Genomic DNA, 21,844 nt, shown 5'->3' with positions numbered 1-21,844 from the left:
GGCGGGATGGAGTCCCCGTGTTCGCCGCTCCACGGGAAGGCACTCTGCCAGGGCGTCAGCCGAACACCGCCAGGCTCTTCGCCTTGCCCTTCTGTTCCTCGACCAGGGCCAGGAACCGGCCCTCCGGGTCGAAGACGGCCACGGGGCCGGTACCCGCGTACGCGTCGGGCATCTCCAGCCGTACACCGTTCAGCAGCAGCCGGGCTCGTCTGGCGTCCACGTCCCAGCGGGGGAACGCGGCCGCGGCGGCCTCGGCGATGGGCATGACGGTGAGGTCCTCCTGGAGCTGGTCCAGCGTCCTCGCCGAGTCCAGCTTGTACGGACCCACGCGCGTGCGCCGCAGCGCGGTGAGGTGGCCGCCCACGCCGAGGTCCGCGCCCAGATCCCGGGCCAGGGCCCGGATGTACGTACCGGACGAGCAGACGACGGAGACGATCAGGTCGAGCACGGGGGTGCCGTCCTCGGCGACCGCTTCGCGGACGTCGTAGACGGTGAAGGAGGAGACCGTCACCGGGCGGGCCGGGATGTCGAAGTCCTCGCCGTCACGCGCCCGCTTGTACGACCGTACGCCGTCGATCTTGATGGCGCTGACCTTGGACGGCACCTGCATGATGTCGCCGGTCAACTTGGCGACCCCGGTGTCGACGGCCTCACGGGTGATCTTGGAGGCGTCCGTGGAGGTGGTGATCTCCCCTTCGGCGTCGTCCGTGACCGTGTTCTGTCCGAGGCGGACGGTTCCCAGGTACTCCTTCTCGGTCAGCGCGAGGTGGCCCAGGAGCTTGGTCGCCTTCTCGACGCCGAGGACGAGCACGCCGGTCGCCATCGGGTCGAGGGTGCCGGCGTGCCCGACGCGGCGGGTCTTCGCGATCCCGCGCATCTTGGCGACGACGTCGTGCGAAGTGAAGCCCGACGGCTTGTCGACGATGACAAGGCCGTCGGGCGGGGTGGGCTTATGGGTCTTCTGGGTCATTCGGCGTTGTCGTCCTCGTGCTCGCCCGGCTTCTTGTACGGGTCCGCCTCACCTGCGAACTGGGCGCCGGACGCGGCTTCGCGCACCGCGGCGTCGGAGGCCCGTGCCCTGTCGAGGAGGTCCTCGATGTTCCGGGCGGTGTCCGGGAGGGCGTCCGCGACGAAGGCGAGGGTGGGCGTGAACTTCACGCCCGCGGCCCGGCCGACCTCGGAACGGAGGATGCCCTTGGCGCTCTCCAGTCCGGCGGCCGCGGCCTCCCGCTCCTCCTCGTCCCCGTACACGGTGTAGAAGACGGTCGCCTCCCGCAGATCGCCCGTCACCCGGGTGTCCGTGATGGTGACGTGGGAGCCGAGCCGCGGGTCCTTGATCCCGCGCTGCAGCTTCTGGGCCACCACCTCTCGGATGAGGTCCGCCAGCCTTTTCGCCCGCGCGTTGTCGGCCACTGGTCCGTCTCCTCGTTCTTCCTGCTGTTCTGTGGTTCTGCGTGTCTGTGTCTGTGTCTGTGTCTGTGTCTGTTGTGTGGTGCGGTCGCGGGGGCGTTCAGTCGTCCTCGCCGTGGAAGCGGCGCCGCACCGAGAGCAGCTCCACCTCCGGGCGACCGGCCACCAGGCGCTCGCACCGGTCCAGTACGTCGGTCAGGTGCCCCGCGTCGCCCGACACCATCGCCAGGCCGATGCCGGCCCTGCGGTGCAGGTTCATATGGTCGACCTCCGCCGCGCTCACCGCGAACCTGCGTTGGAGTTCCGCCACGATCGGGCGGACGACGGAACGCTTCTCCTTCAGCGACCGGACGTCGCCGAGCAGGAGGTCGAAGGACAGAGTCCCCACATACATGTGTGTCCGGATGACCCGCCGGTACGGGATCGGTGGCCCCGCCATCCGTGTGGCAGGGACATCAGAACCGTACAACGAACCCGGCAGGTGGCTCGACGGGATTGTTCACGCCCCCGCCGCCCCTACCCTTCCCATCCTCAGGGGCTCCGCCCCTTCGACCCCGGCCAAGGGGCTGCGCCCCTGGACCCCCAGGGCTTCGGGGCTCCGCCCCGGACCCCGTTTCGGGGCCGGCCCCGGACCCCCGCTCCTCAAACGCCGGAGGGGCTGGATTTCCAGCCCGTCCAGCGATCGAGGACGAGGCCGTTCAGGCCGATGAGCAGGGGTCTGGGGGCGGCAGCCCCCAGGGATGGGACGGGTGGGGCGAGAAAGGACCGGCGGGGTGGCCCGGCAGGACGGATCCTGCCGGGCCACCCCGACCCGGTTCAGCCCGCGGGCATCACACCCGCGGCTTCTCGCGCATCTCGTACGTCGCGATGACGTCGTCGACCTTGATGTCGTTGAAGTTGCCGAGGTTGATACCGCCCTCGAACCCTTCGCGGATCTCGGTGACGTCGTCCTTGAAGCGACGCAGGCCCTCGATGTTGAGGTTCTCCGCGATGACCTTGCCGTCGCGGAGCAGGCGGGCCTTGGTGTTCCGCTTGACCTCGCCGGAGCGGATGAGAACACCCGCGATGTTGCCCAGCTTGGACGACTTGAAGACCTCGCGGATCTCCGCCGTACCGAGCTCGACCTCCTCGAACTCCGGCTTGAGCATGCCCTTGAGGGCTGCCTCGATCTCCTCGATCGCCTGGTAGATGACCGAGTAGTAGCGGACGTCCACGCCCTCGCGCTCGGCCATCTGCTGCGCACGCCCGGCGGCGCGCACGTTGAAGCCGATCACGATGGCGTCCGAACCCATCGCCAGGTCGATGTCGGACTCCGTGACCGCACCGACGCCGCGGTGCAGGACCCGGATGTCGACCTCTTCGCCGACGTCCAGCTGGAGCAGGGAGGACTCCAGGGCCTCGACCGAACCAGAAGCGTCGCCCTTGATGATCAGGTTCAGCTGCTGGACCTCGCCGGCCTTCAGCACCTTGTCCAGGTCCTCCAGGGACACGCGGCGCGTGCGCTTCGCGAAGGCCGCGTTGCGCTCACGGGCCGCACGCTTCTCGGCGATCTGGCGGGCCGTGCGGTCCTCGTCGACGACGATGAAGTTGTCGCCGGCGCCCGGGACGTTGGTGAGACCCAGGACCTGGACCGGAGTGGAGGGGCCGGCCTCGGCGACGTTGTTGCCGTTGTCGTCGAGCATGGCGCGCACGCGGCCGTAGGCGTCGCCCACCACCATCGTCTCGCCGACCCGCAGCGTGCCTCGCTGGACGAGCACCGTCGCCACGGCACCGCGGCCGCGGTCGAGGCGGGACTCGATCGAGATGCCCTGCGCGTCCTGCGTCGGGTTGGCCCGCAGGTCGAGCGAGGCGTCGGCGGTCAGGATGACCGCTTCCAGCAGCGAGTCGATGTGCAGACCCTGCTTGGCGGAGATGTCGACGAACATCGTGTCGCCGCCGTACTCCTCGGCCACCAGGCCGTACTCGGTCAGCTGACCGCGCACCTTGGTCGGGTCCGCGCCCTCGACGTCGATCTTGTTGACCGCGACGACGATCGGGACCTCGGCCGCCTTGGCGTGGTTGAGCGCCTCGACCGTCTGCGGCATGACGCCGTCGTTGGCCGCGACGACCAGGATCGCGATGTCGGTCGACTTGGCACCACGGGCACGCATGGCGGTGAACGCCTCGTGACCCGGGGTGTCGATGAAGGTGATCTTGCGATCCTCTTCGTTGACCTCGGTCGTGACCTGGTAGGCACCGATGTGCTGGGTGATGCCGCCGGCCTCGCCCGCGATGACGTTCGTCTTGCGGATGGCGTCGAGCAGGCGGGTCTTACCGTGGTCGACGTGACCCATGACGGTGACGACCGGCGGGCGGACCACGAGGTCCTCCTCGCCGCCCTCGTCCTCGCCGAACTCCAGGTCGAAGGACTCCAGGAGCTCGCGGTCCTCCTCCTCGGGGCTGACGATCTGAACGGTGTAGTTCATCTCGTCGGCGAGGAGCTGGAGCGTCTCGTCGGAGACGGACTGGGTCGCGGTGACCATCTCGCCGAGGTTCATCATGACCGCGACGAGCGACGCCGGGTTGGCCTTGATCTTCTCCGCGAAGTCGGTGAGCGACGCACCGCGCGACAGGCGAATGGCCTCGCCGTTGCCGCGAGGCAGCATCACGCCGCCGACCGACGGGGCCTGCATGGCCTCGTACTCCTGACGGCGCTGCCGCTTCGACTTGCGGCCACGACGCGCGGGACCGCCGGGACGGCCGAAGGCGCCCTGCGTGCCACCGCGGCCACCCGGACCACCGGGACGACCGCCGAAGCCGGGACGGCCACCGCCGCCACCGCCGGGACCACCCGGGCGACCGGCGAAACCGCCGCCACCGCCACCGGGACCACCGGGACGGCCGGCGAAGCCGCCGCCACCGCCGCCACCCGGACGACCGGCGAAACCGCCGCCACCCGGACGACCGCCGCCGCCACCACCGGGACGACCGCCACCACCGGGACCACGCCCGCCGCCGGGGCCACCGCCGCCGGGACGCGGGCCGGCAGCCGGACGCTGCGGCATCATGCCGGGGTTGGGACGCGGACCGCCGGGGCCGCCGCCGGGACGCGGACCGCCCTGCGGACGGGGCATGCCGCCCGGCGTCGGACGGGAACCGCCCGGAGCCTGGGGACGCGGACCGCCACCGGCCGCACCCTGCGGACGGGGACCACCCTGACCGCCGCCCTGCGGACGCGGAGCGCCACCGGGACCACCGGGGCCGCCGTGGCCACCGGGCCGGGGCGCACCGCCCGGACGGGGCGCCTGGGGGCGCGCCATGCCGGTGGAGCCGCCGGAGGTGAAGGGGTTGTTACCCGGACGCGGACCGGCCGGACGGCCGCCGGGACGCGGCGCGCCCTGACCACCCGAACGCGGTGCACCGGGTCGGGGCGCCTGGCCCTGACCGCCGGACGGACGGCCGCCACCGGGCTTCGGGGCACCGGGACCCGGACGGGCACCCGGACGCGGGCTCGAGGCCGGGGCCGGCGACGGGGGCGCCGTGAACTCCGGCTGGGCCGGAGCCGGAGCCGCCGGGGCGGGCTTCGGCGCGGGCTTCGGGCCGGGCGTGGGGCGCGGACCCGGAGCCGGGGCCTGGGCCGGGGCCGGGGCCGCGGGCTTCTCGGCCACGGGCGGCTTGGGAGCCACCGGTCCCGGGCGCGGGCCCGGACGGGCGGCCTGCGCGGGAGAGGGCGCCGCCGGCCTCGCCGGGGCAGCCTTACGGGGGGCCGCCGACTTGGCGCCCCCATTGCCCTGCTGGAGGGCATCGGTCAGCTTGCGTACTACAGGCGCCTCGATCGTCGAGGACGCCGAACGGACGAATTCACCGAGTTCCTGGAGCTTGGCCATGACGACCTTGCTCTCAACCCCGAACTCCTTGGCGAGTTCGTATACCCGGACCTTAGCCACTTCGCTCCTTTTAGGTCCGGGTTGCGGCCGGACCGTCGCTACTTCATGGGCGTACTCATCGCGTACTCATCGAGTGCTCATCGCAATCTCGACCTACTTCCGACTCGCGAGGTACCTGGCCGCACGGGGTTCCGTACGACACGTCTTACGGTGTTGCATGCTCAGCACAACCGGTGCTCAGCAACTGTCTGGCTGCTCGACGTAACGGCGCAACGCCTTTATGTCGAGCGGACCCGGGACGCGCAGCGCCCTCGGGAACGCCCGGCGGCGTACCGCCTGGTCAAGACAGACCGGGGCCGGGTGTACGTAGGCACCCCGGCCGGGCAGCGTACCGCGAGGATCGGGAACGCACTGTTCCTCGATCGCCACGATCCGCAACAGATCGTTCTTGGCCGCTCGCTCCCGGCACCCCACACAGGTGCGCTCAGGGCATGCGCGGGCACGCGTCCGGCCAGACACCCCTAAGTCTACCTCCCCGCACCGACCTCACCCCTTCGGGGCAAGGATCGAACGGCTGTTGTCGTGATCCAACCGACCTGCGGCTTGGATCTATTCCCCGCTCCCCGGGAAGTACCCCGGGGAGCACTACTCGGTCGGCTACTCGGTCGGCTGCTCCGTGTCCGGCCGGATGTCGATCCGCCAGCCGGTCAGCCGGGCCGCGAGGCGGGCGTTCTGCCCCTCCTTGCCGATCGCCAGGGACAGCTGGTAGTCCGGGACCGTCACCCGTGCGGAGCGGGCCGCCATGTCGACGACCTCGACCTTGGAGACCCGGGCCGGCGACAGCGCGTTCGCCACCATCTCGGCCGGGTCGTCCGACCAGTCGACGATGTCGATCTTCTCGCCGTTCAGCTCACCCATGACGTTGCGCACGCGGCCGCCCATGGGGCCGATGCAGGCGCCCTTGGCGTTCAGCCCGCTGCGCGTGGACCGGACCGCGATCTTCGTCCGGTGACCGGCCTCACGGGCGATGGCGGCGATCTCGACCGACCCGTCGGCGATCTCCGGTACTTCGAGCGCGAAGAGTTTCTTCACCAGATTGGGGTGCGTGCGGGAAAGGGTGACGGACGGACCGCGGACCCCCTTCGCCACCCGGACGACGTACGACCGAAGCCGCATGCCGTGCTGGTACGTCTCCCCGGGGACCTGTTCCTGCACCGGCAGGATGGCCTCCAGCTTGCCGATGTCGACGAGGACGTTCTTCGGGTCGCGGCCCTGCTGGACGACACCGGTGACGATGTCGCCCTCGCGGCCCGCGTACTCGCCGAGCGTCGCGTCGTCCTCCGCGTCCCTCAGGCGCTGCAGGATGACCTGCTTGGCGGTGGTGGCGGCGATACGCCCGAAGCCCGACGGGGTGTCGTCGAACTCGCGCGGCTCCTGCCCCTCCGACAGGTCCTCGGGGTCCTCCTTCGCCCACACGGTCACATGGCCGGTCTCCCGGTTGAGCTCCACGCGCGCGTGGCGGCGGCTTCCCTCGGTGCGGTGGTAGGCGATGAGGAGGGCCGACTCGATCGCCTCGACCAGCAGGTCGAAGGAGATCTCCTTCTCCCGCACCAAGCCCCGCAGGGCACTCATGTCGATGTCCACGGCTACGCCTCCTCCTCTTCCTTCATGTCCTTCTGTTCCTTGCGGTTGAACTCCACCTGGACGCGCGCCTTCGCGATGTCGGCGAAGGCGAGCCGGCGGGCGGTGGCCTTGCGGCCCTTGACTCCGGGGACTTCGACGTCGAGGCCGTCCTCGTCCACGGTGAGGATTCGCGCGACCAGGTCGCCGCCCTCGAGGAGCTGGAACCTCACCAGGCGGTCCGTGGCACGCACATAGTGCCGGTGCTCGGTGAGGGCGCGCTCGGCACCGGGGGTGCCGACCTCCAGGTCGTACGTCCCCTGGCCCATCGCGTCCGTCTCGTCGAGCTTCGCCGAGAGCGCGCGGCTCACATCGGCCACGGCGTCCAGATCGGCGCCCGAGTCGGAGTCGACGACGACGCGGAGCACACGCTTGCGTCCGACCGAGTCCACGGCGATCTCTTCGAGATCCAGGCCCTGGGAGCGTACGAGCGGTTCCAGCAGTTCTCGCAGCCTCTCGCTCTGGGTGGTGCTCATCCGGGTGACTCCTCGGCCGCGTGTGCTGTTGTGGGGACGTCGCGTGTCAGGTCAAAGGGTATCGGTTCCCGAGGTGTGTTGCCGTCCACTGGGGGCGCCTGACACTGGCTCCACGGCGCCGGTGACGGATAGTGCGCCGGTGCGCGGGTACCGTGATCACGGACTAAACCGCTTTTCCGTTCGTAGGACCCTTACGACCCTCCCGAGGACGTCTGCCGTGCCGTTCACCCTGCCGTCGCGCAACCCGTCTGCCGGGCCGCACAGAAGGAGCCTGCTCGCCGGGGCCGCGGGCGCGGTTCTGCTCGTGGGCTGCTCGCCCGGCTCCGAGTCGGCCACCACCGTGGACAGCCGTTCGGCCGCCGACCGGGCACGCGCGCGCGTGGCGCGCGACAGCGAGGCACTTGCCGAGCGGTACACCGCCGTGCTCGCCGCGCACCCGGCGCTGGCGGGGCTGTTGGAGCCGCTGCGGGCGGAGGTCGTCCGGCACGCGGAGGCGTTCGGGGGCGGCGCGTCGGCGACACCGTCGGCCTCGAAGTCGCCGTCCGCGCCGGCGTCGCGCTCGGCGAGCCCCTCCCCCGTTCCCGCCGACGAGAAGTCCGCGCTCGCCGAACTGGCCAGGCACGAGAAGCAGCTCGCGGACCGCCGCACGAAGGCACTCCTGGAGGTGCCGGGCGAACTCGCCCGGATGATGGCGTCCGTGGCCGCGGCCGGGGCCGGACACGCGTTTCTGCTGACGGAAGGTACGAAGTGAGACGGATCGCCGGCGCGGGCGGGCCTTCGAAGGCCGACGAGCTCAAGGCGCTGCAGGCCGCGCTCGGGGCCGAGCACGCCGCCGTGTACGGGTACGGGGTCGTCGGCGGGAACATCGGTGAGGCCAGGCGGGAGGAGGCCAGGGAGGGCTACGACGCCCACCGCGCCCGGCGCGACGAACTCGCCCGCGTCATACGGGACCTGGGCGGCAAACCGGTGGCCGCGGACGCGGCGTACACGCTGCGCTTCCCCGTGGGGGACCCCGACTCCGCCGCACGGCTCGCCGTCGAGCTGGAGGAGCGGGTGGCCGGCGTGTACTCCGACCTCGTACGGGCCAGTGAGGGCGACCGGAGGATGGCGGCCGCTCGGGCGCTCCGGGAGGCGGCGGTGCGGGCGGTCCGGTGGCGGGGCGGCAGCGTAGCCTTCCCTGGTCTCACCGAGCGGGCGGCCACGCGGACCCCGTCGGCGGCACCGCACACCTGAACGCGACCTGGGAAGGGAACGACTCGCACATGGCTCGCATGCCTTTCGAACCTCCGCAGCGCCTCGTGCGGGCACTCACCGAGGCGCGGCTGGGCGGGGCCGACGGGGCCGGCGACTGGCTGGACAAGCTACCCGATCTGGTACAAGAGGCCGTCGCGCTACGCGAGTTGACCGTCGAACGGGTGCAGGCTCCCGGAGGGCGCAGCAGCCTGGTGCTGCTGGTGCGGCAGTTCGACGGAACGCCCGCCGTGCTGAAGCTGGCGCCGCACCGGGCCCGGCCCGAGAGCGAGCGGGCGGCCCTCGGCCACTGGGACGGGCGGGGCGCGGTACGGCTCCTCAACCCCGGCGACACACCGGGCGTGCTGCTGCTGGAGCGGCTGCACCCCGACCTGTCCGTGCGGTCGCTGCCCGAGGCCAAGGCGCTGTTGGAGGCGACGGGGGTGCTGCGGCGGCTGTGGGTCGAGCCGCCGGACGGTGACGGGCGCCTCTTCGAGACGGTGGCCGAGCGGACGGGACGGCAGGCCGAGGCGATGCGGGCCGACGCCGCCGACGAGGACGTCGCGCCGCTGGTCGCCGCCGCGCTCGCCGCGCGGGACGAGTTGCTCGCCTCACCGCCCGAGGAACTGCTGCTGCACGGGACCTTCCGGCAGAGCAAGGTGCTCGCCGGTGAGCGGATGCCCTGGTTGGCCGTCGGGCCCGATCCGGTGGTCGGCGAGTGCGCGTTCGACCTGGCCCGGCTGGTCCGGGACCGCGTGGAGGACGTGATCGCCTCGCCCTCCGGGGCGGCGACCACCCGGCGCCGGGTGAAACGGCTCGCCGAGTCCCTGGACGTGGACCAGGAGCGGCTGCGGGGGTGGGCGCTGTTCCGGTCGGTGGAGTCGGGGCTGCGGGCCCGCCGGGTGGGGCGGCCCCGGGACGCGGAGTTGTTGCTGGAGTTCGCGGGGTGGTTGTGAGGTGCCCGGACGGGTACGGGTGCGGCGCTGAGTGCTGCCCCTGATCGTCGTAGGCCGAGGCCGGCTGGAGGCCGCTCTGGTAGCGCGTCTCCAACCGGCCTTCCGCCGGGCGCTGTTACGCCGTCACGCCGTCAGGCGCGCGATGGCCTCGTCCACGGTCAGCTCCTCACGCTCACCGGTCTTCCTGTCCTTGAGCTCCAGCACGCCCTCGGCGGAGCGGCGGCCGGCCACCAGGATCTGCGGGACGCCGATGAGTTCGGCGTCGGTGAACTTCACGCCCGGGGAGACCCCGGCCCGGTCGTCCACGAGGACGCGCAGACCGGCGGCGCGCAGCTTCTCGGAGACGTCGAGGGCCAGCTCGGTCTGCAGCGCCTTGCCCGCGGCGACCACGTGGACATCGGCCGGGGCGACCTCCCGCGGCCAGCACAGGCCCTGATCGTCGGCACTCTGCTCGGCCAGCGCCGCCACGGCACGCGAGACGCCGATGCCGTACGAGCCCATGGTGACGCGGACAGGCTTGCCGTTCTGGCCGAGGACGTCGAGCTTGAGGGCGTCGGCGTACTTGCGGCCGAGCTGGAAGATGTGGCCGATCTCGATGGCGCGGTCCAGCTTGAGGCCGGTGCCGCAGTTGGGGCACGGGTCGCCCTCCTCGACGACCACGACGTCGACGTACGCGTCGACCTCGAAGTCACGGCCCGCGACGACGTTCTTCGCGTGCGTGTGCTCCTTGTTGGCGCCGGTGATCCAGGCCGTGCCGGGTGCCACGCGAGGGTCGGCGATGTAGGTGACCTTGTCACCCAGGCCCTGCGGACCGACGTAGCCGCGGACGAGGTCCGGCCGGCCCACGAAGTCCTCCGCCGTCACCAGTTCGACGACCGCCGGGGAGAAGTGTGCCTCGACCTTGTCCATGTCGACCTCGCGGTCGCCGGGAACGCCGACGGCGACGATCTCGCCGTCGACCTTGACGAGGAGGTTCTTCAGGGTGGCGGAGGCCGGGACGCCGAGCGAGGCGGCGAGGGTCTCGATGGTCGGGGTGTCCGGGGTCGGGATCTCCTCGGCGGCCGGCACGTCCGCCGCGTCCACCGGCTTCAACTCGTACGTGATCGCCTCGGTGTTGGCCGCGAAGTCGCAAGCAGGGCAGTCCGCGAAGGTGTCCTCGCCGGCGGCGGCCGGGGCGAGGAACTCCTCCGACTTGGAGCCGCCCATGGCGCCGGCGGTGGCGGCGCAGATGCGGTAGTCGAGGCCGAGGCGCTCGAAGACCCTCTGGTAGGCCTGGCGGTGCGCCTCGTAGGACTGGGCGAGGCCCTCGTCCGCGAGGTCGAAGGAGTACGAGTCCTTCATCAGGAACTCGCGGCCGCGCAGGATGCCGGCGCGCGGGCGGGCCTCGTCCCGGAACTTCGTCTGGATCTGGTAGAGGATGACCGGCAGGTCCTTGTAGGAGGACGCCTGGTCCTTCACGATCAGCGTGAAGATCTCCTCGTGGGTGGGGCCGAGGAGGTAGTCGCCGCCCTTGCGGTCCTTCAGGCGGAACAGCTCGGGGCCGTACTCGTCCCAGCGGCCGGTCGCCTCGTACGGCTCACGCGGCAGCAGCGCGGGCAGCAGCACCTCCTGGGCGCCGATCGCGTCCATCTCCTCGCGGACGATCCGCTCCACGTTGGCGAGGACCTTCTTGCCGAGCGGCAGCCAGGTCCACACGCCGGCGGCGGTGCGGCGGACGTAGCCCGCGCGGACCAGCAGCTTGTGGCTGAGGACCTCGGCGTCCGCGGGGTCGTCGCGCAACGTCTTCGCCAGCAACTGGGACATGCGCTGCACCGGTGCGTTCGCCATGATTCTCGTACTCCTGCTGCGTAAGGGTGATGGCAAGGAGGTTAGCCGTGCGGTGCTTCCCGGTGGAAATTGACCAGAGCCGCAGGGCCTCGGAGTCCCAGGGCCCCGGGGTCGCTCAGTGGCGGCGCAGGGGCAGTGGGGCGCCCATCACCGCGTACGGCTTCGGGGCGCTCGGGAACAGCACCTGGCGGGCCAGGTCCTCGTAGCCGAGGGAGCGGTACAGGCCGCGGGCCGGGCTGTCGGTGTCGATCGCGGAGAGGATCGAGCGGGGTTCGGCAACGCCATCGGTGATGGTGGTGATCAGGGACCGGCCGATGCCGTGGTTCTGGTAGTGCGGGTGGACGTGCAGTTCGGTGATCACGAAGGAGTCGTCGAGCCAGCCGTCGTGGCCTCGGGCGCGCAGATACGGTTCGACGACGGTGGACCACCAGTGCGCACGGTTGTTGGGCATGCCGTAGACGAAGCCCACGAGCCGGTTGTGGGGGGTGGTGGCGCCGAGCGCGTGGGCTCCCGGGTAGGTGAGGTGCCGCAGGACGATCTGCCGGCGGACGGTGACCTCGTCGGCGCCGAGCCCGAAGGCCACGGCCTGGACGGCGAGGGCCTCGTCCACGCGCGCGGCGAGATCCAGCGGGCCGATGACCACGTCGCCGGGGTTGCGGGGGCCCTGACCGGGAAAGCGCAGCATGTCGGGGAGACTACCGGGGCGCTGCGTCGGGTTGGGCGGTGGGGACTGACGGTTCTCGGTCAACCACATGGTGTTCGTGGTTACTCGTCGTTCGTGGGTGCTCGTCGCGTCAGTGGCTGCGCGTCGTGCGTGGGTGCTCGTCGTTCGTGCGTACGCGCGCCCGCTCAGAACAGCACGCTCATGAAGGCGCCGATCTCTTGGAAGCCCACTCTTTGGTACGTGCGCCGGGCCGCGGTGTTGAAGTCGTTGACGTACAGGCTCGCCACGGGAGCCACGTCCGTGAGGGCGTAGCGCAGTACGGCGGCCATGGCGGGGGCGGCGAGGCCCCGGCCGCGGTACTCGGGGGCGACCCAGACGCCCTGGATCTGGCAGGCCTGGTGGGTGGCCGCGCCGATCTCCGCCTTGAAGACGACCCTTCCGCTCGCGTCGAGGCGGGCGAACGAGCGACCGGAGCCGACGAGTTCGGCGACGCGGGCCTGGTAGAGGAGCCCCCCGTCCCCGGCGAGAGGCGATACTCCGACCTCCTCGGTGAACATCGCCACGCACGCCGGCATGATCGTCTCCATCTCGTCCTTGCGGATGCGGCGGACGCACGGGTCCGGGGCGACGACGTGGGCGGCGGGGAGCCGGTCGGTGACCATGAGCGGCTGGTGGGCGCGGACCTCGCGGGCAGGGCCCCAGCTGGGTTCGAGAAGGCGCCAGAGCTGGGCGGTGGGTTCGGCGGGGCCGACGATGGAGGAGCAGCGGCGGCCCGCGCGGCGGGCTCGGTCGGCGAAGGCGCGTACGGCGCGGGGGGTGGCGCAGATGGGGACGAGGTTGGCGCCCGCGTAGCAGAGGCTGGTGAGCATGCCGTCCTCGTACCAGCCCCACATCTCGCCGCCCAGGCGCCAGGGGTCCAGGCCGGCGACCTGTACCCGCGACGTCACGAAGGCGTTCGCGACGGGCTCGCGGTCTAGGACGGCGAGTGCGGCGTCCAGGTCACTCGGTTCGAGGACCCTGGTGGTCGTCTGGGTCAACACGTGCGGGGGCCTCACCCTGGGGACTGCTGATCTCCGCACTGTACCCGGCGAATTTGCGGCGCGCCGCCTCGATGAGGTTGCCCGCCGGGCGGGACGGTACGGGGGTGGGGGCGGGTGGCTTCTGTGATGCCGTGCGGCCGGTCGTCGGGGGTTCCTCGCCCCCGCCGCCCCTACCCGTCCCATCCCCAGGGGCTCCGCCCCTTCGACCCCGCCGAGGGGGCGGAGCCCGTTTCGGGGGCCGGCCCCCGGACCCCCGCGCCTCAAACGCCGGAGGGGCCGGAACGTGCGAGGACGAGGCCGTTCAGGCCGACAGCGGAGGCTGGGGGCGGCAGCCCCCAGGGACGGGACGGGCAGAGTCGACCGGGGCGCAACCAACCCGGTCGCAAGCGGAGCTCAGCCCGCCACCGACACCGACGGCTCGCCCGACATGACGCCGGCCTTCTCCATTTCCTCGGCGATCTTCATCGCCTCCTCGATCAAGGTCTCGACGATCTTCGACTCGGGGACCGTCTTGATGACCTCGCCCTTGACGAAGATCTGGCCCTTGCCGTTGCCGGACGCGACGCCGAGGTCGGCTTCGCGGGCCTCGCCGGGGCCGTTCACGACGCAGCCCATGACGGCCACCCGGAGGGGGACCTCCATGCCGGTGAGGCCCGCGGTCACTTCCTCGGCGAGCTTGTAGACGTCGACCTGGGCACGCCCGCACGACGGGCAGGAGACGATCTCCAGGCCGCGCTGACGGAGGTTCAGGGATTCGAGGATCTGGTTGCCCACCTTGACCTCCTCCACCGGAGGGGCCGAGAGGGAGACGCGGATCGTGTCGCCGATGCCCTCGGCGAGCAGCGCCCCGAAGGCCACGGCGGACTTGATGGTGCCCTGGAACGCCGGGCCGGCCTCCGTCACACCCAGGTGGAGGGGGTATTCGCACTGGGCCGCGAGCTGCCGGTAGGCGTTGACCATCACCACCGGGTCGTTGTGCTTGACCGAGATCTTGATGTCCCGGAAGTCGTGCTCCTCGAAGAGCGACGCCTCCCAGAGAGCCGACTCGACCAGGGCCTCCGGGGTCGCCTTACCGTACTTCTGCAGCAGCCGCCGGTCCAGCGAGCCCGCGTTGACACCGATACGGATCGGCGTGCCGTGCTCCTTCGCGGCCCGCGCGATCTCCTTGACCTTGTCGTCGAACTGCTTGATGTTGCCCGGGTTGACCCGGACCGCCGCACAGCCCGCCTCGATCGCCGCGAACACGTACTTCGGCTGGAAGTGGATGTCCGCGATCACCGGGATCTGCGACTTCCGCGCGATCGTGGCGAGCGCGTCCGCGTCGTCCTGCGTCGGGCAGGCCACCCGCACGATCTGGCAGCCGGACGCGGTGAGCTCCGCGATCTGCTGCAGCGTGGCGCCGATGTCCGACGTACGCGTCGTGGTCATCGACTGCACCGATACCGGCGCGTCTCCGCCCACTGCCACGGACCCGACCATGATCTGCCGGCTCTTCCGGCGCTCGGCGAGCTTGGTCGGAACGGACGGCATGCCGAGAGAAATCGCAGTCATCTGCTGTGCAACCCCAAGTTGTGGATCAGGATCCGGTCCCGTGAGCAGCGGGCTCCAGGGCCGAGATTACGGCACGGACCTGAACCGAAGCACACGGCTGCCTGACGATCCGCCCCATGGCATGCAATGGGGGCAGGCCGGGCGGGGTGCGGGATCCGGAGGACAGGCTCCGTGGTTGATCACCATGCCCGGCCTGTGGCAGAACGCTCAGAAGAGGGTCCCGACGTCGAGATCCGTGTGGATGACCAGCGTTGGGGCGGCCTCGTATCCGGCCACCCGCGTGCCCTTGCCCTCCTTGTTGAGGAGCTTCACGATGTCGTCCCAGACGCCGTTGGTCAGCCAGGTGCCTTGTCGGCACCGGACCTTGTTCGGCGCTCCGAACTTCTCCGGAAGGTCGCGCCAGTGAATTCCGGTACGCAAGCGGTGCAGCATCCCCATAAGGGCTGCTCGCAGGTCCAGCGGTGACCGAAAGTGGTGCGCAGGATGCGTGGAGCGGAGCAATTCCTCGATGCGGCAGCAACGGCCCGCTGTGCGGCGGGATCGAGGCCAGCAGATCATTGACGTGCCTCGCCACCTGCTCCTCCACGTAATCAGCGGGCAGGAAGACACAACCGCAGGGGACCGCTGTGTCCCATCCTGAACAGCGATACGTCCGTACTCCGTCTTTGCTGCGGAAACATCCAACGTTGGGACGCCCGCAGAGCCCATGGATTCGTCCCGTGAGCGGGTAGGCGTATCCGGTCCGCCGAGAGAATCGGAGGCAACGGGATCACCGCAGTGGCGCCATGCAGGGGACGTCCGTCACTTCCGAGCCTGGTGCAATGGCCGCCCCATTGCTGATCAGGACGACGAAACACCGCTTCTCCGAGAAATGCCGCGCTCTGCAAGCGTCGGTGAAGGTTCACGCGTGTCCAGCGCTTACCGCTCCGAGTGAGGATTCCGCGGCCGTTCAGCTCCTCCGCGAGGTCCGTGAGGGTGCGCCCGCCAGACTGGCCAGACCCCAGGGTGTTGGCGCACCGCTGGGGTCACCCATAAACAGCAAGAACGTACGAAGTCCGCGTCTGTGGTATGCGAAAAAGTCGCACTCTTCGCTCGTGTGAGTTACACGAGCGAAGAGTGCGACTTACCGTCCTCGCGACAGAAAAAGTCTGTTTGTTAGCTGATCCTGACCGGGTTAACGACATCCGCGATTAGGACCAAGATCGTAAAGCATACAAACACCCCGGCCACCACATAAGCCACCGGCATCAGCTTCGCCACGTCGAACGGGCCCGGGTCGGGGCGGCGCAGCACCTTCGCCACGTTGCGGCGCAGTGCCTCCCACAGGGCCCCCGCGATGTGCCCGCCGTCGAGCGGGAGCAGCGGGAGCATGTTGAACAGGAAGAGCGAGAGGTTGAAGCCCGCCACCAGCATCAGGAACGTGGCGAGCCGCTGGGTGGCCGGAATGTCCATCGTGGCGATCTCGCCGCCGACGCGGGCCGCGCCGACCACACCCATGGGCGAGTCGGCCTCGCGCGGGCCGTCACCGAAGGCCGCGTCCCACAGGGCGGGGATCTTGGCGGGCAGGGAGATCAGCGACTCCACGCCGTTCTGCATCATGTCGCCCATGCGGTCCACGGACTGCGGGAACGTCTGCGGGACGATGCCGCTGGCGGGTGTGAAGCCGAGGAAGCCGGCGGTCACGTACTGGCCCTGGACGTAGCCGCCGTTGCCGTCGGTCTTGCTGACCTGGTTCTTTATGAGGGTGGCGGTGAGGTCGAGCTGCCTGCCGTCGCGCTCGACGGTGAGGGTGACGTCCTTGCCGGGGTTGGCGCGGATGTCCTCCTGGAGGGTGGACCACTCCTTCACGGGGACGCCGTTGAAGGCGACGATCTTGTCCTTCGCCTTGAGGCCGGCCGCCTTGGCGGGGGCGGCCTGGTCGCCCTTCTCGCAGGTCGAGCGGTTCGCGCTGGCCTGGATGACGCAGTCCGAGACCTTGCCGACCGTGGTGGTCTGCATGTTGGTGCCGAACGTCATCATCACGCCGACGAAGATCACGACGGCGAGGATCAGGTTGGCGAACGGGCCCGCGAACATCACGATGACGCGCTTCCAGGGCTTGCGCGTGTAGAAGAGGCGGTTCTCGTCCCCGGGCTTGAGCTCCTCGTAGGCGGCCGCGCGGGCGTCCTCGATCATCCCGCGGAACGGCGACGTCGAGCGGGCCTCTATGCGGCCGTCCTTGCCGGGCGGGAACATGCCGATCATGCGGATGTAGCCGCCGAGCGGGATCGCCTTGATGCCGTACTCCGTCTCGCCCCGGTGGCGCGACCAGAGGGTGGGGCCGAAGCCCACCATGTACTGGGGCACGCGGATGCCGAAGAGCTTGGCGAACGACAGGTGGCCCAGCTCGTGCCACGCGATCGAGATCCCCAGGCCGATCACGAAGACGACTATGCCGAGAATCGTCATCAGGGTGGTCATGCACGCGCCTCCGCGGTGGTCCGCTCGGTCGAGGTGGCCTTGGTCAGTTCCCGGGCCCGGGCACGCGCCCAGGTCTCGGCTTCGAGGACGTCCGCCACGGTCAGGGAAGTTCCCGTTCCGGGTACGCCGTGTTCCTCGACGACCCGGGTGACCGTCTCCATGATCGCGTTGAACGGCAGGGTGCCGTTCAGGAACGCGTCGACACATTCCTCGTTGGCGGCATTGAACACCGCCGGGGCCGTGCCCGCGAGCTGTCCGACGTGGCGGGCGAGCCCGACAGAGGGGAACGCGTCAGTGTCGAGGGGGAAGAACTCCCAGGTGGACGCCTTGGTCCAGTCGAAGGCGGGGGCGGCGTCGGGGACGCGCTCCGGCCAGCCGAGGCCGATGGCGATGGGCCCGCGCATGTCGGGGGGCGTCGCCTGGGCCAGTGTTGATCCGTCCGTGAACTCAACCATCGAGTGGACATACGACTGCGGATGCACGACCACCTCAATGCGTTCGAAGGGAATGTCGTACAGCAGGTGTGCCTCGATGACTTCGAGGCCCTTGTTGACGAGCGTCGCCGAGTTCACGGTGATCACCGGTCCCATGGCCCAGGTCGGGTGCGCGAGGGCGTCCGCCGGGGTGACGTTCGCCAGCTCCGCCTTGGTACGGCCCCGGAACGGGCCCCCGGAGGCGGTGACGACCAGCTTGCGCACATCGGCCCGGGTGCCGGCGGCGAGGGCCTGGAACAGGGCTGCGTGCTCGGAGTCGACCGGGATGATCTGGCCCGGCCTGGCCAGCGCCTTCACCAGCGGGCCGCCGACGATGAGCGACTCCTTGTTGGCGAGCGCGAGCGTGCGGCCCGCCTCCAGGGCGGCCAGGGTGGGTGCGAGGCCGATGGAGCCGGTGATGCCGTTGAGCACGGTGTGACAGTCGGAGGCGGCGAGCTGGGTGGCGGCGTCCGGGCCCGCGAGGATCTCGGGGAGCGGCTCGGTGCCGTACTGGCCCCTCAGGGCCTCCTTCAGCGCGGGGACGGCGTCCTCGCGGGCGACGCCGACCGTCCGGACCCGTAGCCGGTACGCCTGCTCGGCCAGCAGCCCCACCCTCCCTCCGGCGGCCAGGAGCCCGGTGACACGGAACCTGTCCGGGTTGCGCAGGACGAGGTCGATGGCCTGGGTGCCGATCGAACCGGTCGATCCGAGGACGACGACATCCCGGACCCCGGCGACGGGGTCGAAGACGAGATGCGGATCGGCGAGAGGGGCTGGACTGTCGGTCATCCCCCCATTGTGGCCGCACACGGCGCCCGGCCGGACAGCGCGTCGGGCTGCCGGCTCCCTTAGCACCATGTGTCATCCGACAGAGGCATATAGCCGTTTGTGAAGCACGTGTGAAGGTGAGGTGATATCACTGCTGTTCTGATCGGCGTACGGCCGGTCGGCAGGACGACATCTGGGGGGATTCTCCATGCGCAGAGGGATACGCGCCGCGCTGCCCGCGCTCGCCGGAGCGGTGGCTCTGACCGGGACACTGCTGAGCACGCCGGCCGAGGCCGCCGGCGGGGTGGTCATCCACCGTGTGTACTTCGACAGTCCCGGCACGGACGACCGCTCGAACACGAGCCTCAACGCCGAGTGGGTGCAGATCAAGAACACGAGTTCATCGGCGATCCCGCTGAGGAACTGGGTGCTGAAGGACGCGTCGAACCACAAGTACACCTTCCGGGACGTGAAGATCGGCGCGGGCAGGACGATGAAGGTACGCACCGGCCGTGGCTCGGACACCGCGGCGAACAAGTACCAGAACCGGCGCGCGTACGTCTGGAACAACACCAGCGACACGGCCACGCTGACCAAGGCGAACGGCACCAGGGCCGACTCGTGCTCATGGACGACGCGGGACCCCAGCGACAAGTACTGCTGATCCGTCCCCTACCGCCTACCTCTTGCGGCGCCGCTTCGCGCGGGACTGCCGTGTCCTCGCCCTCGCCGGGCGGGCCGCGCCCTGCGGGGGACCCGCCTCCCCGGAGCCGTCCGGCATCGCGTCCACCGGGGTGAAGTCGCCCTCGACGACTCCCTCCACCGTGTCCATGGTCGGGGCGGTGAAGTGGAGGGAGTCCTGAGGGCCGGGGGTGAGGCCGCCGGCGGTGGGGTCGAGGTTGAAGACGTAGCCGACGGACTCCTCCTTGATGGCGTCGGTCATGGCGACGAACATGTCGAAGCCCTCACGCTCGTACTCGATGATCGGTTCGCGGCCGAGGGTGAAGCGCAGGCCGATGCCGTCGCGGAGGTAGTCCATCTCGTAGAGGTGCTCGCGCCACTTGCGGTCCAGGACGGAGAGCATCACCCGGCGCTCCAGCACACGCAGCACGTCCTCGCCGAGTTCCGCCTCGCGCTCCGCGTAGCGGGCGTGGATGTCCTCGGTGAGCGCGTCCACGATGTGCTGGGCGGTGAGGCCGGCACGGCCGCCGAACTCCTCGTCCAGGTCGTCCAGGGTGACCCGCACGGGGTACAGCTGTTCGACGGCGGTCCAGAGCCGGTCCAGGTGCCACTCCTCGGGGAAGCCGTCCGCGGTCTCCGACTCGACATACGCCTGGACGGTGTCGTCCATGAAGTGCAGGAGTTGTTCACGCAGGTCCTGGCCCTCCAGGACACGGCGCCGCTCGGTGTAGATGAGCGTGCGCTGACGGTTGAGGACCTCGTCGAACTTCAGGACGTCCTTGCGGGACTCGAAGTGCTGCCGCTCCAGCTGCGCCTGGGCGGAGGCGACGGCGCGGGTGACCATCTTGTTCTCGATGGGGACGTCGTCGGGGACGTTGGCGGCGGCCATCACCCGGTCCACGACCTGGGCCTGGAAGAGTCGCATGAGGTTGTCCTGGAGCGAGAGGTAGAAGCGGGACTCGCCGGGGTCGCCCTGCCGGCCGGAGCGGCCACGGAGCTGGTTGTCGATGCGGCGGGCGTCGTGCCGCTCGGTGCCGAGGACGTAGAGGCCGCCGAGCTCGGTGACCGCGTCACGCTCGGCCGCGACCTGGGACGCCACGCGCCGGACGACGGCCTGGCGCTGCGCCTCGTCCGCCTCGTCGGGGAGTTCGGCGAGGGCGAGGGCCTCCGGGTTGCCGCCCAGCATGATGTCGGTGCCGCGACCGGCCATGTTGGTGGCCACGGTGACCGCTCCCCTGCGGCCCGCCTGGGCGACGATCAGGGCCTCGCGCTGGTGGTTCTTGGCATTGAGCACCTCGTGCCGGATGCCCCGCCTGCGCAGCAGCCCGGACAGTGCCTCGGACACCTCGACGGTGGTGGTGCCCACCAGGACCGGCTGGCCCTGGGCGTGCCGCTCCTCTATGTCGTCGACCACCGCGGCGAACTTGGCGTCCTCGGTGCGGTAGATCAGGTCCGGCTGGTCCGTGCGGACCATCGGCCGGTTGGTCGGGATCGGGACCACGCCGAGCTTGTAGATCTGGTGGAACTCGGCGGCCTCGGTCATCGCCGTGCCGGTCATGCCGGAGAGCTTCTCGTAGAGGCGGAAGAAGTTCTGCAGGGTGATCGTCGCGAGGGTCTGGTTCTCCTCCTTGACCTGCACGCCCTCCTTCGCCTCTATCGCCTGGTGCAGGCCCTCGTTGTAGCGGCGGCCGGCGAGGAGGCGGCCCGTGTGCTCGTCGACGATCAGGACCTCGCCGTCGACGACGACGTACTCGTGGTCCCGGCGGAACAGTTCCTTGGCCTTCAGGGCGTTGTTGAGGTGGCCGACCAGCGGGGTGTGGTCGGACTCGTAGAGGCTGTCGATGCCGAGCTGGTCCTGGATGAACTCCACCCCGCGGTCCAGCACGGCAACGGTGCGGTTCCTCGGGTCGTACTCGTAGTGGTACTCGTCGCGCAGCGCCCGCAGCCGCTCCTTGTCCAGGGGCCTGACGAAGCGCTCCTCCTGGATCTCGACCCCCTGCATGGGCCGCACCAGCGTGGCGAAGGCCTCGTACCAGTGGGGGGCCTGGTCGGCGGGGCCGGAGATGATCAGCGGGGTGCGGGCCTCGTCGATGAGGATCGAGTCGGCCTCGTCGACGATCGCGAAGTGGTGGCCGCGCTGCACGAGCTCGTCCTGCGACCAGGCCATGTTGTCGCGCAGGTAGTCGAAGCCGAACTCGGTGTTGGTGCCGTAGGTGATGTCGCAGTCGTACGCGGCCCGGCGCTCCTCCGGGGTCGAGCCGGTGCGGATGACGCCCACGGTCAGGCCGAGGAACCTGTACGCCCGGCCCATCCAGTCGGCGTCGCGCTGGGCCAGGTAGTCGTTGACGGTGACGAGGTGGACGCCCTGGCCGGCGAGGGCGTTGAGGTAGACGGGCAGGGTGGCGACCAGGGTCTTGCCCTCGCCGGTCTGCATCTCGGCGATGTTGCCGCGGTGGAGGGCGGCGCCGCCCATGACCTGGACGTCGAAGTGACGCATGCCGAGGGTGCGCCGGGCTGCCTCGCGCATGGTGGCGAAGGCCTCGGGCAGCAGGTCGTCGAGGGTCTCGCCGTCGGCGTACCGCTGTTTGTACTCGTCGGTGAGGGCGCGGAGTTCGGCGTCGGTCAGGTCCGTGAAGTCCTCCTCGATGGAGGCGACCTGTGCGGCGATGTGGTGCAGTCGGCGCAGGGTCCTGCCCTCGCCGGCCCGCATGATCTTGCCGGCGACGGTTTCCAGTCCGAGAGCGGGCATTGTCCGAACCCCC

At 70.4% G+C, this 21,844-nt stretch carries 20 protein-coding genes; 4 read left to right on the top strand and 16 right to left on the bottom strand.

All coding sequences use genetic code 11. The annotated features are described in order from the left end of the window. Positions 1-55: 55 nt before the first annotated feature. The 7 genes from truB to rimP all read right to left on the bottom strand — a co-directional run bounded on the left by truB (position 56) and on the right by rimP (position 7,432). Positions 56-970, bottom strand: coding sequence for a tRNA pseudouridine(55) synthase TruB (gene truB, locus E0500_RS18725; RefSeq protein WP_131572154.1), 915 nt, complete (start codon positions 968-970; stop codon positions 56-58). Beyond that, positions 967-1,413: a 30S ribosome-binding factor RbfA gene (gene rbfA / locus E0500_RS18720; RefSeq protein ID WP_131572153.1), complete on the bottom strand. Its 447-nt coding sequence runs from the start codon at positions 1,411-1,413 to the stop codon at positions 967-969. Before rbfA ends, truB begins: the two co-directional genes overlap by 4 nt. Positions 1,414-1,510: 97 nt before the next feature. After that, the gene (locus E0500_RS18715) at positions 1,511-1,804 is read right to left on the bottom strand and encodes a DUF503 domain-containing protein (protein WP_131572152.1); all 294 of its coding nucleotides are present in this window, start codon (positions 1,802-1,804) and stop codon (positions 1,511-1,513) included. A gap of 436 nt (positions 1,805-2,240) precedes the next feature. Continuing rightward, on the bottom strand, positions 2,241-5,336 hold the full coding sequence (infB, locus tag E0500_RS18710; protein WP_131570588.1) for a translation initiation factor IF-2: 3,096 nt from the start codon (positions 5,334-5,336) through the stop codon (positions 2,241-2,243). Between the two features lie 177 nt (positions 5,337-5,513). Further along, positions 5,514-5,795: a YlxR family protein gene (locus E0500_RS18705; RefSeq protein ID WP_131570586.1), complete on the bottom strand. Its 282-nt coding sequence runs from the start codon at positions 5,793-5,795 to the stop codon at positions 5,514-5,516. Between the two features lie 138 nt (positions 5,796-5,933). Further along, on the bottom strand, positions 5,934-6,920 hold the full coding sequence (gene nusA / locus E0500_RS18700) for a transcription termination factor NusA (protein WP_131570584.1): 987 nt from the start codon (positions 6,918-6,920) through the stop codon (positions 5,934-5,936). Between the two features lie 2 nt (positions 6,921-6,922). After that, positions 6,923-7,432: a ribosome maturation factor RimP gene (gene rimP, locus E0500_RS18695; RefSeq protein ID WP_131570582.1), complete on the bottom strand. Its 510-nt coding sequence runs from the start codon at positions 7,430-7,432 to the stop codon at positions 6,923-6,925. 217 nt (positions 7,433-7,649) lie between these two features. Between rimP and E0500_RS18690 the strand changes: the two genes are divergently transcribed. The 3 genes from E0500_RS18690 to E0500_RS18680 are packed head-to-tail and all read left to right on the top strand — an operon-like array spanning position 7,650 to position 9,618. Continuing rightward, positions 7,650-8,183 (top strand): hypothetical protein, encoded by a 534-nt coding sequence (locus tag E0500_RS18690; RefSeq protein ID WP_309505096.1) that lies wholly within the window; start codon positions 7,650-7,652, stop codon positions 8,181-8,183. Further along, a complete protein-coding gene (locus E0500_RS18685) occupies positions 8,180-8,665 on the top strand; it encodes a ferritin-like domain-containing protein (RefSeq protein WP_309505095.1) in 486 nt (161 codons plus the stop codon). The genes E0500_RS18690 and E0500_RS18685 overlap by 4 nt, the downstream gene beginning before the upstream one ends. Before the next feature lie 38 nt (positions 8,666-8,703). Next, positions 8,704-9,618 (top strand): aminoglycoside phosphotransferase family protein, encoded by a 915-nt coding sequence (locus E0500_RS18680; protein ID WP_131570580.1) that lies wholly within the window; start codon positions 8,704-8,706, stop codon positions 9,616-9,618. Positions 9,619-9,741: 123 nt separating this feature from the next. Here the strand turns inward: E0500_RS18680 and E0500_RS18675 are convergent, their stop codons facing one another. The 8 genes from E0500_RS18675 to dxr all read right to left on the bottom strand — a co-directional run bounded on the left by E0500_RS18675 (position 9,742) and on the right by dxr (position 18,422). After that, positions 9,742-11,445 carry a proline--tRNA ligase gene (locus E0500_RS18675; RefSeq protein ID WP_131570578.1) on the bottom strand — a complete coding sequence of 568 codons (1,704 nt, stop codon included), beginning with the start codon at positions 11,443-11,445 and terminating at the stop codon, positions 9,742-9,744. A gap of 115 nt (positions 11,446-11,560) precedes the next feature. After that, positions 11,561-12,130 carry a GNAT family N-acetyltransferase gene (locus E0500_RS18670; RefSeq protein ID WP_131570576.1) on the bottom strand — a complete coding sequence of 190 codons (570 nt, stop codon included), beginning with the start codon at positions 12,128-12,130 and terminating at the stop codon, positions 11,561-11,563. A gap of 164 nt (positions 12,131-12,294) precedes the next feature. Next, positions 12,295-13,149 carry a GNAT family N-acetyltransferase gene (locus E0500_RS18665; protein ID WP_181587046.1) on the bottom strand — a complete coding sequence of 285 codons (855 nt, stop codon included), beginning with the start codon at positions 13,147-13,149 and terminating at the stop codon, positions 12,295-12,297. A gap of 393 nt (positions 13,150-13,542) precedes the next feature. Then, complete coding sequence (ispG, locus tag E0500_RS18660; protein WP_152864574.1) at positions 13,543-14,700, bottom strand: flavodoxin-dependent (E)-4-hydroxy-3-methylbut-2-enyl-diphosphate synthase; 1,158 nt, start codon at positions 14,698-14,700, stop codon at positions 13,543-13,545. Between the two features lie 207 nt (positions 14,701-14,907). Continuing rightward, positions 14,908-15,258, bottom strand: a complete 351-nt coding sequence (locus E0500_RS18655) for a transposase (RefSeq protein ID WP_258572843.1) — start codon at positions 15,256-15,258, stop codon at positions 14,908-14,910. Between the two features lie 32 nt (positions 15,259-15,290). Then, on the bottom strand, positions 15,291-15,704 hold the full coding sequence (locus E0500_RS45430; protein WP_131565332.1) for a recombinase family protein: 414 nt from the start codon (positions 15,702-15,704) through the stop codon (positions 15,291-15,293). Between the two features lie 151 nt (positions 15,705-15,855). Then, a complete protein-coding gene (locus tag E0500_RS18645) occupies positions 15,856-17,160 on the bottom strand; it encodes an RIP metalloprotease (protein WP_131565304.1) in 1,305 nt (434 codons plus the stop codon). Continuing rightward, positions 17,157-18,422 carry a 1-deoxy-D-xylulose-5-phosphate reductoisomerase gene (gene dxr / locus E0500_RS18640; protein WP_131565306.1) on the bottom strand — a complete coding sequence of 422 codons (1,266 nt, stop codon included), beginning with the start codon at positions 18,420-18,422 and terminating at the stop codon, positions 17,157-17,159. The genes E0500_RS18645 and dxr overlap by 4 nt, the downstream gene beginning before the upstream one ends. A 187-nt stretch (positions 18,423-18,609) precedes the next feature. Between dxr and E0500_RS18635 the strand changes: the two genes are divergently transcribed. Further along, the gene (locus E0500_RS18635) at positions 18,610-19,065 is read left to right on the top strand and encodes a lamin tail domain-containing protein (RefSeq protein WP_131565308.1); all 456 of its coding nucleotides are present in this window, start codon (positions 18,610-18,612) and stop codon (positions 19,063-19,065) included. Between the two features lie 15 nt (positions 19,066-19,080). Here the strand turns inward: E0500_RS18635 and secA are convergent, their stop codons facing one another. Beyond that, on the bottom strand, positions 19,081-21,831 hold the full coding sequence (secA, locus tag E0500_RS18630) for a preprotein translocase subunit SecA (protein ID WP_131565310.1): 2,751 nt from the start codon (positions 21,829-21,831) through the stop codon (positions 19,081-19,083). Positions 21,832-21,844 lie beyond the last annotated feature (13 nt).

Origin of the sequence: Streptomyces sp. KM273126 (assembly GCF_004337435.2) — a bacterium.
Taxonomy (GTDB): domain Bacteria; phylum Actinomycetota; class Actinomycetes; order Streptomycetales; family Streptomycetaceae; genus Streptomyces; species Streptomyces acidicola.
Note: the sequence above shows the minus strand (reverse complement) of the source record. Positions and strands in the feature narration are given on the sequence as shown.